Genomic DNA, 13,242 nt, shown 5'->3' on the forward strand with positions numbered 1-13,242 from the left:
CGCTAATCCACGCACATCCGCTTTGGCTGGTGAGTTCATGTTAAATGTTTCTCAACTCGTGGAGGAACAAAAACTCGGTCGTTTTTCGATTGCGTTACTCGCATGGTGTTTCCTGATCGTACTGCTGGACGGCTATGACCAGATCGCGATTGCGTTTGCGGCGCCCGCCATCGCCCAGGTTTGGCACGTCAAGGCAGGCAGCTTCGCGCAGGTGTTTGGTGCGGGCTTGTCCGGCGTGCTGATCGGCTCGCTGGCGTTGGGATTCGCCGGTGACCGGTTCGGCCGGAAGCGGACCATAATCTATGGTTCCATATGGTTTGGGATACTAACCATAGTGTGTGCGTGGACCCAATCGATCGATCAACTTGTCGCCTTACGGTTTCTTGCCGGCATCGGGATGGGCGGCGTTGTACCCAACACGGTCGCGCTGGTGGCCGAATACGCACCGAAGCAGCGCCGCGCCACCTGGGTGACATTGATGTTCTCGGGGTTTTCGGTAGGAGCGGGAGGAGGGGGCGCGGTTTTATCGTGGTTATTGCCGCATTTCGGGTGGAGCGTTATTTTCTGGTTCGGCGGAGCGGCGGCGGTGCTGGTCGCGCTGGCATCGATCTTCGCGTTGCCTGAATCGATTCGATTTCTAGTGCTCAATCAGCGAGATCCTGTTCTGATCAAGCGACTCGTGCATCGAATGGACCCGAATCTCGACGTGTCGCAGATCACTACGTTCGTCCTGGACGATGAACCTGTGGGACGCGCCGGACCACGCGCTCTTTTCAGCGGACCGCTACGTTATGTGACGCCTCTGCTGTGGGTGGTTTTCATTCTTAACTCGCTGGCGTTGCATTTCCTGCAGAACTGGCTACCGCTGATTTTCGGTATTGCGGGGATTGCGCCTCGACAGGCCGCTATTGTTGCGATGATGTTTCCGGTAGGCGGGACCATTGGCGCGCTCGTCCTCAGCCGTTTTGTTGACCGTCACGGCATGGTGGCGATCGTGGCGCTGGCCGCGCTAGGGTGCCCGATCGCAGCGTCGCTCGGGCACCCCATGCCGCAACCGTTGTTGATGGCGGCCGTGTTCATGAGCGGCGTGTGTGTGATCGGCACTCAGTTTGGTCTTTATGCGCTCGCCGGCATCATCTATCCGACTTCGCTGCGTTCGGCGGGCGTCGGGACAGCAATAGGGATAGGCAAATTCGGCTCCGTCGCGGGTTCGATGCTCGGAGGCGTATTGCTCGCGATGCATCTGCCAATTGAAAGGTTGTTTATAAACGTGTCGATCATGTTTGTGTTCATCGCGGGATTTTCGATGATGCTCGGTTGGTCGCATCGGGCAAGCAAGGATTTGGCTACCGCGGCTATTCATCGCTCTTCATGATGTCAAATTTAGAGCGACTGAAGCGTTAAATTACGAGCAGGTGAGTCCGGAAATCACAATGGGCCGGGAATACATGGCAGACGCTCCCATCGCGACCGGCGACGACACTCTGCCACATTCGGACGACAACTTGACATAATTATTCGTCATCCTAAATATTAGGTTTGTTTGAGACCGCGCTTTCGCAACTTTGAAGCAAGACGCCGCAATACTTAGATTGACGCAAGTCTTCTACCGCAAGGGCGACAGTTCTCAACTTTATTGTCGCGAACTAGTTGCTCTGGATCGTGACGACGGCCCCCGGGACCTCGCTGTCATTGATCACGGAGTGTGCCGTCTATCGCGGTAGAGTAAGGTCAGAGAGGTCTTCAACGCCGCCAACTTGCCTGATCTTTCGGAAGTTGGCCATCCGGGTCGTTTACCTCGATAGAATTGCCATCGCCGAGGCGGTCGGTAAACACGACAACGTTGGTCCCGCTCGCGTGAGTTTGACTGGGAAACACGATACCGGTAAAGCCTTGCTCCCGAACCATGTCGCTGAGAACCCAGGTCGGGGGTTCGATGTGCAGATCGAATTTCAGGTGCCGCCAATCCTCGCGCCAGTCGTGCCAGAGATCGTCCCAGATTGGGCCGGGGTAGAGTTGCCGCAGGTCGACCAGATTACGCAGCGCGACGGTGTAAGAGCAGACCGTGCAGGGTGGCAGGAAGGGGGAGGTCTGCTGGTACTCGCGCAGCGCTGTCAGTTCTTCCAGCGACAAATACAGTGCCTCGATACCTTCTCGGTTAAAGCGCCCGCCCTTGGCTGCGGCGCCCGCCCCACTGGCCGGCCGACTCGCCCAGCGGGGAGCATGTGCGCGATAAAGCATGGTGCCCGCCGGCAAGTGCGTCAGAATCATCCAACAAATCCTGCACTGATCGACTCCAGATAGTCAATCGCATCCTCGGTCCGCCCGTCCTGAAGCAGTTGCAGGATAGTTTTGTGGCGAAACGTCGGAATGGGCTGGTTCTTGACCAGAAACAGCGCTCGCTCGAAGTCCGGCTGTACCGCCACAGCAGCCGACAGTACGCGCATTAGGTCACGCAAGGTGGACTGAAGCTTTGGCGACTCAGGATGGGTACGGAGCGTGTTGCGATGAACACCTGCCAAGTTTGCCAGGTCTTGTTGCTGCAATTCCATGACGTTGGCGAGGTTGACAGCGGATAGGCGGGACGTTCCCGCTTCGCGCGCGGACTCGAGCACGTCGGTAAAGGCGATGGCGCTCATGCATCACTCCAAGTAGCGAACTGTATGAGCACATTATACGCACAGTTTTCGCATAGCGCCATTGCCAAAGTCTAGAGGCATGCAACCTTTTTTCCGCGTCATCACGTGTTCGTTGTCCAACGGTCACGTTCACGTAATAATTTGACATAATACAAATTATCAACATTTTTAATTTAATGTCGATTGTCACGGGTGATAAATATATTTTCCGAGGCCACTGCCATGCTCGGAGTCCGAGAACGTAAAGTTCTAACCTGTTTCAAGTTTTCGCTTCATTTTCACCAAAGCTGTGCAATTTCTAGTTAGGTTCGTGAATTACTTCCGCAAGATGCCTGCCCCGAGAAGGTAGGAGTTTTACGTCCTACATTAAAAATGTCCTATGGTGAAAAGTGAGCTCTCGGGAATGTTTAAGCCTTCACCACAAGAGCGCAAAGCCGGCATACGTGGCCGTACACATCAGCTTCTGTTCACTCCTGATCGACATTTTTTGAGGAAGCCATGGAAGACGACGTATTTTTTTTCGAATGTGATGGATGCGGAGTGAGATTTTCGGCAGTGCTCTTTGAAATTGCACGGCAACTAGAGCGAGTCGATTTCGCATCGGTGATACCGACGATTCACATCCAGGACAGCGACGCTCTGTCGGCCTTCTGTTCGATTGAATGTCGTGCCAGCTCTCGCCGAGCAGTCATGGACCGTGAGGGCGTACCCCCCCGCGTCACCCATTAGCCGGCCCAAGTCAAGGGGTTAAATAAAATCCTCGCAATCCTCCGCGATAGTTAATACGGCCATCGCTCAGGTCTCCACATGAAATGATGTTCGTGCCCTTCGCCTCTTCGTGTGGTTGCATGAATCGCACCAGTCACCCATGTGGATCAAGCGGAAGCGTTGAAATCCTGTTCCACCCTGACGGCTGCGCCGTCCCAGAAGCATCTCGGTACCGTCTTGTGTCCAATTGTTGGGCAGACTTGTGGCTCCCGCGAGGCGGGTCCAAACACAGGTGGCTCGCAATCCGGACGACTCATTTCATTAAGACATGACACGATGGCAGACGGCGCGGCGTCCAATCAGACTAGGTGGCTCAAAGTCCAACGCAGGGCCTGGCTCGCTGGCCGTTGCCAAACTTAAGTAAAACAGCGCTCCACAGAGAATTCCTCTCCCGTTTTTAGCATCAGAAAGCAGGCACGCGCCAGTTTGTGCGCGACCGCTTTGGTCGCGACGATTCCATTCCGTTTGGCCTTCTTACGCTGGTAAAACTTGCGCGCCGGCTCGCAAAATCGGATGGCGAAATTGGCTGCCTCGATGTACGCCCACGCCAGATAGCGGTTGCCGTTCTTGGTGTTGCCTTCGCCTTTTTTCTTGCCGTTCGAGAGGTGGGTACTGCTGACACAGCGGCAATAGGAGGCATAGTTCCCGACGTCGGCAAAGCGTCCGACATCGCCCGTCTCCAGCAGGATGACGGTGGCCAGCGTTGCGCCGATGCCGGGCACGGTGTTGAGCAACCTATATCCCGGACTGTTATGGCAGTGCGCCATCAGCACCTTCTCGATGCCGTCGATTTGCGTCTGCAGCGCATCCATGACCGCCAGGTTGGCCTTGACGCCGATCGCTTCGGTGCTGCCAATCGGCATCTTGTCAATGTCAGCCTCCGTCAGCCGTTTGATGCTGTCGCCGCTGATCTGGCCACCCGTTTGCTGCGCCAGGCATGTCCCTATTGAGAGGAGCTGGGTGGTGCGCTGCTGCACCAACTGCATCCGTTTGCGTGACAGGTCGCGTACTGCGCGCAGGGGCGGCGGCATGATGTGTCCTTCCGGCAGAAGTCCGAGCCGTAGGATGTGCGCGAGGTGGCGGGCGTCGGATTCGTCGCCGCGGTACTTGAGGCCATCGTATTGCTTGATCGCTACGGTGTTGGCGAGGTGGACCGAATGGCCCGCCTCGATCAGGCCGTCGACCAGCCAGTACCAGTTGAATGTCGATTCCACGACGACGCCAAATAAATCCTTCAGATACGGGCTGAGCGCATCGCAGATTTCCGTCAGGTTGTTGGGGAGTCGCCTGGAGTACAACACCTTGTCGGCATCGTCGGTGACGACCACGACGCTGTTGTTCGAATGAAGGTCAATGCCACAAAATAACATGATGCTTTCTCCCAAAATGCCCCGCTGACCACCTCACAAACCATCACCCGTTAGCCAGAATTCTTTTCAATCCCTTGCAGACGACGTTGGGCAGTTCCGTTCTGCCGCGCTTCCAGCCATGCGTCGCTTGCCCCGCCATAAAGCGGGGTCCGGCCGCCCGACCGGCCGGACGACATGGGCTGGCCACGCTCGTCAAGGAACAGGCGATAAGTTCAGGAATCGTACTTTCACTGTAGTTCCCAGCGCTTGCCGAAGGGAAGGCCGGCTAGATGATTATCAGAATACTTGTCGCCCCGATAGAATCGACGAACCGGGGGCGATGATGAGAAAACGAATTGGCAAAATACGGACAAGCATTCAAGGACAGAGCGGTTGCGCGGTTGCTGCCGCCGGAGAGCGCGGCGTTGGAAGACGTTGCACGTGAGGTTGGCGTGGGAGTGGGGACGCTGGAGCGCTGGCGCAGTGATGCGCTGTCCAGGCCCGCTCGCGAGCGGGCCTGGACAGCGGCGGCCCGATTCGACGCCGTGCTGACGACCGCTGCGATGGACGAGGCTGGCAAGAGCGCGTGGTGCCGCGAGAACGGCGTGTATTCACAGGAGCTGGCCACCTGGCGGCAAAGCGCCACGCAAGCATTGGCTAAGCCCGAAGAGGCGCGTGCCAGCCCACAGCAAACCCAGCAGGACCGGCGGCGCATCAAGGAACTCGAGCGTGAGCTGCTGCGCAAGGACCGTGCGTTGGCTGAGACGGCGGCCCTGCTGGTGCTATCAAAAAAAGTCGCGGCGATCTTCCGCACGGGCGAGGACGAATGATCGGCCTCGAAGATCGCCAGTCCCTGGCCCATGACATCCATACCGCGCACAAGGCCGGCGCACGGCTGCGTCTGGCCTGCGAGACGGCCGGCATCGATGTGCGCACCCTGCAGCGCTGGAATGCCTGCGAGGGCCTCGTCTCGGGCGATGGCAGGCCCAATTCGGTACGCCCGCAACCCGCCCATGCGCTGAGCGCCGTCGAGCGTGCTGAAGTGCTTCGCGTGGCCAACGAGGCGCGCTTCGCCGATATGCCTCCTGCGCGCATCGTGCCAATGCTGGCCGACGAGGGCGTCTACATCGCCAGCGAATCCACCTTCGCCCGCGTGCTGCGCGAGCACGGGCAGAGCGCACACCGCGGCCGGGCCAAAGCGCCAAAGGCTGGCCGGCCGCCGACCACGCACATCGCTTGCGCACCACGGGAAGTCTGGTGCTGGGATATGACGTACTTGCCCGCCAAGGTCGTCGGTCAATGGTTTTACCTGTACCTGATCCTGGACCTGTACAGCCGCAAGATCGTCGGATGGGAGGTGCACGAGCGCGACGATGCCAGTCACGCTGCCCATCTGGTGCGGCGCACGGCGCTGGCCGAGGGCATCGCTACTCTGGCGGACAAGCCGGTGCTGCATGGAGACAACGGCTCCACGCTCAAGGCCACGACCGTGCTGGCCATGCTCCACTGGCTTGGCGTGAAGCCATCGTACTCACGCCCACGCGTCAGTGACGACAACGCCTATGCCGAGGCGCTGTTCCGCACGGCCAAGTACCGCCCGGAGTTCCCCGCCACGGGCTTCGCCGAGCTCAATGCTGCACGCAACTGGGCGAGCGACTTCGTGCATTGGTACAACTTCGACCACCGTCACAGCAGCATCCGCTACGTCAGCCCGGCGCAGCGCCATGACGGAGACGATCACGCGATCCTCGCCGCTCGTCACGAGGTGTATGTCCAGGCGCGGGAACGTAACCCGGCCCGCTGGTCAGGCTGCACGCGAGACTGGACGCCCATCGGTGCCGTCACGCTCAATCCGGAGCGCGAGTCAGTCGTCACGATGGCCTCACGCGCCACACTTAAACAGCCTTTGGCTGCATGACTGAGGCGACAAGTACCTTGACACGCGCCGGTACCAATAAGGCGCGTCGACGGTTGCGGCCCAATTGCACCGTGTGCGAAGTGCGGAAGACCGGTCGACATGACTGAGTTTCATGTTACGTATGTTGAGGATGACTTCAAAGTAACCACCTTGCAAAATTTGCAACCCATCGATTTCGACTGCCTTGCGGTTTTGTGCTCGAACTGTGGACCAGATAGAACGGCGTTAAACGTTAGCGTTTCCACCCAATGTGTATGAGCGATCCCTAGTATTAGCACCGAAATTCGCCTAATTTGATGTCAACGCGTACTACCTAGATCGTCCGAGATCGATATCGTCATCCAATTGGAAGCGCATTTGTCCGTCTGTTGTCTGTCTGTCGAGGGTGATAACTTTGCTTATGTAAAATTTAGGATATCAAATTATTTTTTGATGCTTTTTTAAGTCATACCGTAGAGTCGACGTAACAAGCTCTGTCAATGGTTGCCCACTTGACAGGTCCCCTTCCTTCTAACTGATGCTTGAGAACCCATCCGTTACAACGAGCGATGCGTGAATCATCAATGGGGAGGACGATACCCGCTCGATTGCCAATCGTGTGGCTGAACCCTTGTGGGGCGGTGTTTCACCCCCTCGTTTCGCGCCGATACCGCCAAGGATACCGAAGAATACTGCCAGTACTTATCGCCTCTCTGCGGACCGCAATGGAGAATCCGTGCCAACGTTGCCCAAACAATCTCGAAGATGGAGCATCTCGGGACGATTGGTGGTGACAATACCGTCATCGATAATGGCGGCTTTTATGCGGAACCAGCTTCTAGCCAGTGATTGCACGTTCTCGCCATGTTGAGATGATCAAGCACCAAAGAGTGTCCGCTCCAAATGTTCTTTCGATGGCACAGCCCGATCATCGAGGATCTTCCTCAGGATTCGCGCCAGCAGGTTGAATGTCTCTAATAGGTCATCGGTTTCGTGCCTGGGCTTGCCATGTGCTGCCGCCGAGCGCTTGTCGTAGAGCTTTGCGACGGCACGCTGCAGCGCATGTCGTGACGGACTCGGCGGTTCAAGGTAGGCGGCGATCAGGGCCGAGACCCGAAACTTCAGTTCAGATGTTGAGGGAGAGAAAAGTGCTTCTAAGGCTGCCCAGAGAGAGACCAGAGCGAGTGCTGATTTCTGAACGAACTGGCCCCCGTCGATCGCCTCAACAGCGAGCGCAAATTCGGCGCTTTCCTTTGTAAGCCTCAACGCAACCGGCCAGCGCTCGGCCACCCAGGCGGCTTCGGCGGGTCCTATTTCCTCTGAACCACCATCGAGGGGGAAGTAGCGCGGCTGGAACTCGTTCGGCCGAAGCCAGCTCTCGCGCTCTGGCCGATCGGCCATTGTTGAAAATGAGTGGTTTGCGAAGGCTGGCAGCCTCAGAGCCGGATGCATGTCAACGCTCCCCAGCACGCCGATCATGCGGACGACATCCGTCTGAGTGCCATAAGACGGGTCAACTGTGGCCGGGATCTTGATCTCGGCGTTGATGTCGAACGCAAATCCCCCGCCCAACGACTTCCAAGGCGGGATGAGGCTGATCATACTCGGCTGGCTTTTGAACGCCATGACGAACGGCGCCGTGAGATGCGCATAGGTTCGGTTCAGAACCACCCCATCGCCGAGATCGAAGGAGTCCTCCGCAAGCTCAAGCCCGGACACGCCCGCGTAGAGGTCAAACGTCGGTTTCGCCACGCGGTCCTCCAAACGTCAGCAGTGGCCATGGTGCCCCGGAGTCGATATCGGGGTGACGGGGCTCGCCAGACGCCACACCATGCCGATCGCGTAATTCGTCGATGTGAACAAGGCATGCCGACGCAAGCCTTGCCTCGTTGCTGGCGGAGGCGCGTGCTACTGCGAATAGGCGCTTTCTAAGCGACGGCGCCGGTGTGCTGATCTGTTCGTAGGCACCGACCCAATCTGATGAAGGTCGTTGCTCAACGACGAGGCGCTCAATTGCTGACCCGAGCACTCCATCAAATGCTCTCCCATCGGAGACATGGCTTCCGACGAGAAGCATGACCCCCGCCTCATCGGGAACCTCGGCCACGGCATATTCCACGATCGCCCTTGCATGCGGTGAGAGGCCCGACACCAACTTCGCGTAGACGTCCGCACGAAAATCCGGGCGCGACAGAATGCCGGCGGCGAGCCTGCGCCCAAACGTCCACATGTCCGGCGCGCCATGCCTGCCCTTCGCAGCGTCCTGACAGACAAGATTGAGCAGAATTTGCAGCGACGACAACGTGCCGCGCCTCGGTGCCAGCCGTCGTCAATGTCCTCAACGAACTGCGTCCCGAGCTTCCCCAAGCCGTCCGTGATCCGAGCGCGTCCGGGGAGGCCCGGTTCTTTCATGCCAACGCCTATAAAGGTCAGCGAACCAATGATAGACGCTCCAAAGAGGATGTGCCGCCGGAGCTAGCCCGCAGCATCCGCGAAAGTTTGACGGAGCGATTAAAGGGAGATGGTTGGGACTTGAGCAAAACCAAGGTGCTCATGCTTACGCACAATGTGCTGGCCACCGAGCAAGGCTATCCCAACATCGCGGAGATATTCAGCGGCCGCTCTGAACTATTCGCGAAGAAGGAAGACCCTGCCATCAAGTTTTTCGCCGAGACGGTAGAACCCATGTGCGAGGCCTATGCAGCATCTCGCTATGGCGACATGTTCAAGGCATTTGGCTCCGGCCCTGCCATCGTGAAGCATGCCGACAAGATTTCTTGGCGCAATAATATGGACAAGGTCCAACAACTTCGCACTGATGGGACGATCGGCCAAGTTATCGATCACTTGAAGGAAACCAGACGCCCAGCGCCGCCGGATCGCCTCTTACGGCGTGATGATGAGCTTGCCGCACTCAATGGAGAACCGATACCCGACGATGCCACCGCTCTTCTGCGTTACAGCAAACTCAGAAATGTTCGCTATACGGAAGTTATAGAACTGACTAGGTTTGTCGAAGGACAAACACCGTTCGCCACCCAGCATAGCGTCAAGGGTGCTGAGTTCGAGAACGTTCTGGTGGTACTTGGTGGCGGCTGGAATCACTACAACTGGCCGCAATTGCTTGAGCTTCTTGAAACCAAAGCGCTAAACGCCAAGAACACTAAAGGCTATTACCGCGCCCGGAATCTCTTCTACGTCGCAATCTCCCGTCCCATGACGCGGTTAGCCGTTCTCGCCACACAGACGATGTCAGATACGGCTTTGACTACGGCTGCTCGTCTCTTCGGAGATAAAAATGTTGAAGAGCTTTCTATTCCGACGTAGGCCTCGATGCAAGTTTGTGATGGTAATCCGATCCAGTTCGCCCATCTACTCCGCAGTGAGTTGTTCCGATAGGTGTCGAACTTCAACATATCTCCATACAGCCAAGCCCTGATGGAGCCAAATGTGGAGCCCATATCGTAACCATCCCACACCGGTATCAACGGCAATTTCCCCCTCGCTTTGCCAGGGACGGAAGCCTACGAAGCGTTGCCGCAATTTCCGAAACGCAACGATCTTCCCTTCCGCCGCACCATCCGCCGCCACGAATTGCGGGAGATCGTTCCCCTGGCCGAAACCTCGATCTACGAATTGGAGCGCTGCGGCGAGTTTCCGCGGCGTTTCAACCTGACGCGGCGCTGCGTAGTCTGGGATCTCGATGACGTGGAGGTGTGGATCGAGGCGCGCAAACAGGCTGCGCACGCGACTCGCGGCGCTGCATGCTCTAAACCGGATGTCCACTTACGAAAAAAACGCCCTGTCCGAGCAACTTCAAACCAGGGATCGGACTGAAAGCAGACATCCTTATCTTCCTGCCTGCACAGGCAAGAAAACCGCCGTAGCAGATCGCTCATAACAGCGTTCGGTCAGTTGAAAAAGTTTTCGGGCCAGAGAGGTTCGGGAAGATATCGACGAATTAGGTTTGCTTGCGCCTGATAACCCCTGGCCTCTAGCTCGCGAACAAAGTAAGGCCACGGCGGGATATTGCTCTTATAGACTCGAACAGAGGACGTAGACATTCCACCACCCGCAGACGTAGACAACCCACCGTACTGTGACGTTGAAAGCCCACCATATTGAGAGGTTGATAGCCCTCCGTATTGTGACGTTGACAGTCCACCATATTGGGATAGAAAGCCCTCCGTACTGCGAAGTGGACATCCCCCCGTACTGAGATGTAGACAGGCCACCGTACTGCGAAGTAGACGCTCCGCCATATTGAGAGGTCGACATTCCACCATATTGCGACGTTGAGAGGCCACCGCCTTGCGAGGTGCTAAGGTTCCGCGGCCAAGTTCTCATAGCCGGAATCTCTCGCCTTGCCATTGAAGTGCTCCCGAAGTAATTGGCGATGCTTGGCGCCTGCAGCAAACGGCGCTTGAATGTGAAGCACTAGATATCAACAGCTTGCCTTCGTCGAATTCCGAGATACTTGTACGGATGTCTCCTAGACCGATTCCGGCGCATACCGATCTAGACTTGATCTGCGGCAATACAAACAGCGGCGCGTTAAAACTCGACTCAGATTGAGTCACACACCACCTTGGCCAGCGCATCTCTCAAAAGAAAAGCGCAGGACTGACTGAGAACCGCTTGCTCAATGCCGCGATGTGGTCGCGAGTCAAGTTGCGGCCCCGGCCATTGAGAATCTTCGACACCAGCGACTTGCTACCGATCTCCGGTAGGTCGGCCACGCCCAGCCCATGCTGCTCCATCAGCAAGCGAAGCACATCGACGCCACCCAACTTCGCCACGCGTGCGTTGAATGCCGCAAACTCATCTGAGTCGTTTTCCCAGCTCTCGATGGAACGGGCCAGGATCTCGATCAGCGGGCGGTTGGCATCGTAGTCCTCGACCAATTCATCCATCAACGCCAGCGCCTGGGCGTAGTCCTCCTCATTGGCGATATGGCCAATGAAACCCGCCTCGTCGAACAAGGCATGGGCTCGTTCCTTGATGGCGGCAAATCCCATCTCAGTCACCCTCCTTCCGGTAGCGTTTGCAAAGCTTGTCGTACTCGGCGTGGGTCGCGATGTGCTTGACATACATCCGGTTGTCGCGGAACTCGATGAAGGCAAGCAACCGAAGATTGTTGCCGCCAATGTCCAACACCCACCACTTGTCCTTGTACTTGAAGTTGTCCAGCGACGGAAAAACCTGTCGCAGTGCCTGCGGCGTATCGAAATCGTCGGACCGAAGCACCCGGTAGGTACGATCGATCGCCTCGGCATCGTTCGGATAGGCCTTTGTTGCGTCGCTGAACGGCTTTCTGGATATGACGTGCATGTCGTTCCATGCTCACAGATGAAAGAATAGGCAGAAGTTGACTTTTTGTCAACTTCTGCCATCAAGCTAAGTCGGCCAGCTCAAACCATCGCGGTCATTGTCGGCACGACCACGTTCTCCGGCATCAGCTTCGGCACGTAGGTCTGGCCACCGCCCCAGGCATCGACCAAGTTGGCCCACTCTTGCAGCATGTGGCGCCGCTGCTCGGCGTACTCGGCCTTGTTGTAGACCGATCGCGAGGAACGTCCATCCTCGTGCGCCAGGCACTTCTCGATCCAGTCGCGGTTGACGCCGATTTCGTTCAACAGCGTCGAGCCGGTGCGACGCAAGTCATGGACGGTGAACGGTTGTATGGCCAACGCGTGCGCGTTGTTCCTCCGGTACCCGGAGATCGCGTTCAGGTTCCAGCACACATGCTAAATTCGCACCCGTCCCTCGCCAGTAGCCGAGCGTCCAGTGACTAATCCGCTCCGCCGCCTTGCTGCCCTTGCCATTCCAGACTAACCATTTGGCGTGGTCATTTCGTTCTCCGCCGACTCTCATTCCAGCGAGCCGATCATCTTGCTGCCGAACGCGGAACGCTGCGCCGCCTTGAACTTCATCGCGATCGACAGGCACGCTAAGATTTTCGCGACGGGCGTGGGCGGCTTCGTCGCGCCGTACAGGGTCGGGGGCCGGTCGCGATAGCGACTCAAATTGGCGTGCACTGCCGCCAGATCGTGTTCCGCCCGAATGAAGGCAAAGTCCCGGCCGCGGTTGTCACCATGTTCACCCGAGAACGCGGTCGGAATCGCAAGCCGCTCAAACGGCGCCAGCAGCGACGCCAATCCTTAGCTGCCGATCAAGACGACGTTGGCGAGACCCACGACCGGCACCAGCGGTTGCGTATCGACGTCCGCATCGAGATGCGCTTGCCCAGATCATTCTCGTGTGGGCGCAGCCAGGCGACGATCACGCCTGCGCGACCCGGACCGATGTGCGGCATCGAGCGCCACCAACTGCCGCGGTGAGAATTGCAGAATTCGACTAGTTCACCCAGGGTGTCGATCCCCTTCCCGATCAGTCTTTTGGTCACCAACGGCCGGAACCACAGACCGACCTGATGATTAAGCGATGGGTGGCCGCTGCCAGGGTCGAAGCCTGCTCGACCATCCGCAAAGTCACCGCCGTCAGCTTCGCGCTACGGCGTTGCTTGATCGACGCTTTCAGGTTCGACGCAAGCTCGGCCGAGCCGTTACGCAACTCAAGTTGCACCAGG

General features: G+C 57.6%; 14 protein-coding genes and 1 pseudogene. 4 read left to right on the forward strand and 11 right to left on the reverse strand.

Annotated features, from left to right (window positions below; all coding sequences use genetic code 11):
• Positions 1-37: 37 nt before the first annotated feature.
• Positions 38-1,375 carry an MFS transporter gene (locus ACMX25_RS24355; RefSeq protein WP_414952611.1) on the forward strand — a complete coding sequence of 446 codons (1,338 nt, stop codon included), beginning with the start codon at positions 38-40 and terminating at the stop codon, positions 1,373-1,375.
• 368 nt (positions 1,376-1,743) lie between these two features.
• Here ACMX25_RS24355 and ACMX25_RS24360 read toward each other — a convergent pair whose 3' ends face one another.
• From ACMX25_RS24360 to ACMX25_RS24370, 3 genes are all read right to left on the reverse strand, one after another.
• Positions 1,744-2,271, reverse strand: a complete 528-nt coding sequence (locus tag ACMX25_RS24360; RefSeq protein ID WP_414952612.1) for an RES family NAD+ phosphorylase — start codon at positions 2,269-2,271, stop codon at positions 1,744-1,746.
• Positions 2,268-2,639, reverse strand: a complete 372-nt coding sequence (locus ACMX25_RS24365; protein WP_414952613.1) for a DNA-binding protein — start codon at positions 2,637-2,639, stop codon at positions 2,268-2,270. Before ACMX25_RS24365 ends, ACMX25_RS24360 begins: the two co-directional genes overlap by 4 nt.
• A 1,124-nt stretch (positions 2,640-3,763) precedes the next feature.
• Entirely contained in the window at positions 3,764-4,777 is a 1,014-nt protein-coding gene (locus tag ACMX25_RS24370; RefSeq protein ID WP_414952614.1) for an IS110 family RNA-guided transposase, read from the reverse strand.
• Positions 4,778-5,112: 335 nt separating this feature from the next.
• Between ACMX25_RS24370 and ACMX25_RS24375 the strand changes: the two genes are divergently transcribed.
• Positions 5,113-6,674 (forward strand): IS3 family transposase gene (locus ACMX25_RS24375; RefSeq protein ID WP_414952615.1). Its coding sequence is split into 2 segments (ribosomal slippage): positions 5,113-5,551 and positions 5,551-6,674, totalling 1,563 coding nucleotides; the frame shifts between segments, so codons are not numbered across the junction.
• Positions 6,675-7,529: 855 nt separating this feature from the next.
• On the opposite strand, the gene ACMX25_RS24380 is transcribed toward ACMX25_RS24375, so the two are convergent.
• Positions 7,530-8,405, reverse strand: a complete 876-nt coding sequence (locus tag ACMX25_RS24380) for a hypothetical protein (protein ID WP_414952616.1) — start codon at positions 8,403-8,405, stop codon at positions 7,530-7,532.
• A complete protein-coding gene (locus ACMX25_RS24385; RefSeq protein WP_414952617.1) occupies positions 8,386-8,955 on the reverse strand; it encodes a hypothetical protein in 570 nt (189 codons plus the stop codon). The genes ACMX25_RS24380 and ACMX25_RS24385 overlap by 20 nt, the downstream gene beginning before the upstream one ends.
• Before the next feature lie 14 nt (positions 8,956-8,969).
• Between ACMX25_RS24385 and ACMX25_RS24390 the strand changes: the two genes are divergently transcribed.
• Positions 8,970-9,980, forward strand: a complete 1,011-nt coding sequence (locus ACMX25_RS24390; RefSeq protein WP_414952618.1) for a P-loop NTPase family protein — start codon at positions 8,970-8,972, stop codon at positions 9,978-9,980.
• Between the two features lie 156 nt (positions 9,981-10,136).
• Positions 10,137-10,490: a helix-turn-helix transcriptional regulator gene (locus ACMX25_RS24395; protein WP_414952670.1), complete on the forward strand. Its 354-nt coding sequence runs from the start codon at positions 10,137-10,139 to the stop codon at positions 10,488-10,490.
• Positions 10,491-11,257: 767 nt separating this feature from the next.
• On the opposite strand, the gene ACMX25_RS24400 is transcribed toward ACMX25_RS24395, so the two are convergent.
• The 6 genes and pseudogenes from ACMX25_RS24400 to ACMX25_RS24425 form a co-directional block, all read right to left on the reverse strand.
• A complete protein-coding gene (locus ACMX25_RS24400) occupies positions 11,258-11,671 on the reverse strand; it encodes a helix-turn-helix domain-containing protein (protein WP_414952619.1) in 414 nt (137 codons plus the stop codon).
• A gap of 1 nt (position 11,672) precedes the next feature.
• Positions 11,673-11,984 carry a type II toxin-antitoxin system HigB family toxin gene (locus tag ACMX25_RS24405; RefSeq protein ID WP_414952620.1) on the reverse strand — a complete coding sequence of 104 codons (312 nt, stop codon included), beginning with the start codon at positions 11,982-11,984 and terminating at the stop codon, positions 11,673-11,675.
• Between the two features lie 80 nt (positions 11,985-12,064).
• Positions 12,065-12,337: pseudogene (locus ACMX25_RS24410) on the reverse strand (tyrosine-type recombinase/integrase); the annotation flags it as partial.
• 186 nt (positions 12,338-12,523) lie between these two features.
• On the reverse strand, positions 12,524-12,811 hold the full coding sequence (locus tag ACMX25_RS24415; RefSeq protein ID WP_414952621.1) for a hypothetical protein: 288 nt from the start codon (positions 12,809-12,811) through the stop codon (positions 12,524-12,526).
• Positions 12,812-12,825: 14 nt separating this feature from the next.
• Entirely contained in the window at positions 12,826-13,059 is a 234-nt protein-coding gene (locus ACMX25_RS24420) for a phage integrase family protein (RefSeq protein ID WP_414952622.1), read from the reverse strand.
• Positions 13,056-13,238: a hypothetical protein gene (locus tag ACMX25_RS24425; RefSeq protein WP_414952623.1), complete on the reverse strand. Its 183-nt coding sequence runs from the start codon at positions 13,236-13,238 to the stop codon at positions 13,056-13,058. Before ACMX25_RS24425 ends, ACMX25_RS24420 begins: the two co-directional genes overlap by 4 nt.
• Positions 13,239-13,242 lie beyond the last annotated feature (4 nt).

This window comes from Caballeronia eucalypticola, assembly GCF_047608185.1.
In the GTDB taxonomy this organism is placed as follows: domain Bacteria; phylum Pseudomonadota; class Gammaproteobacteria; order Burkholderiales; family Burkholderiaceae; genus Caballeronia.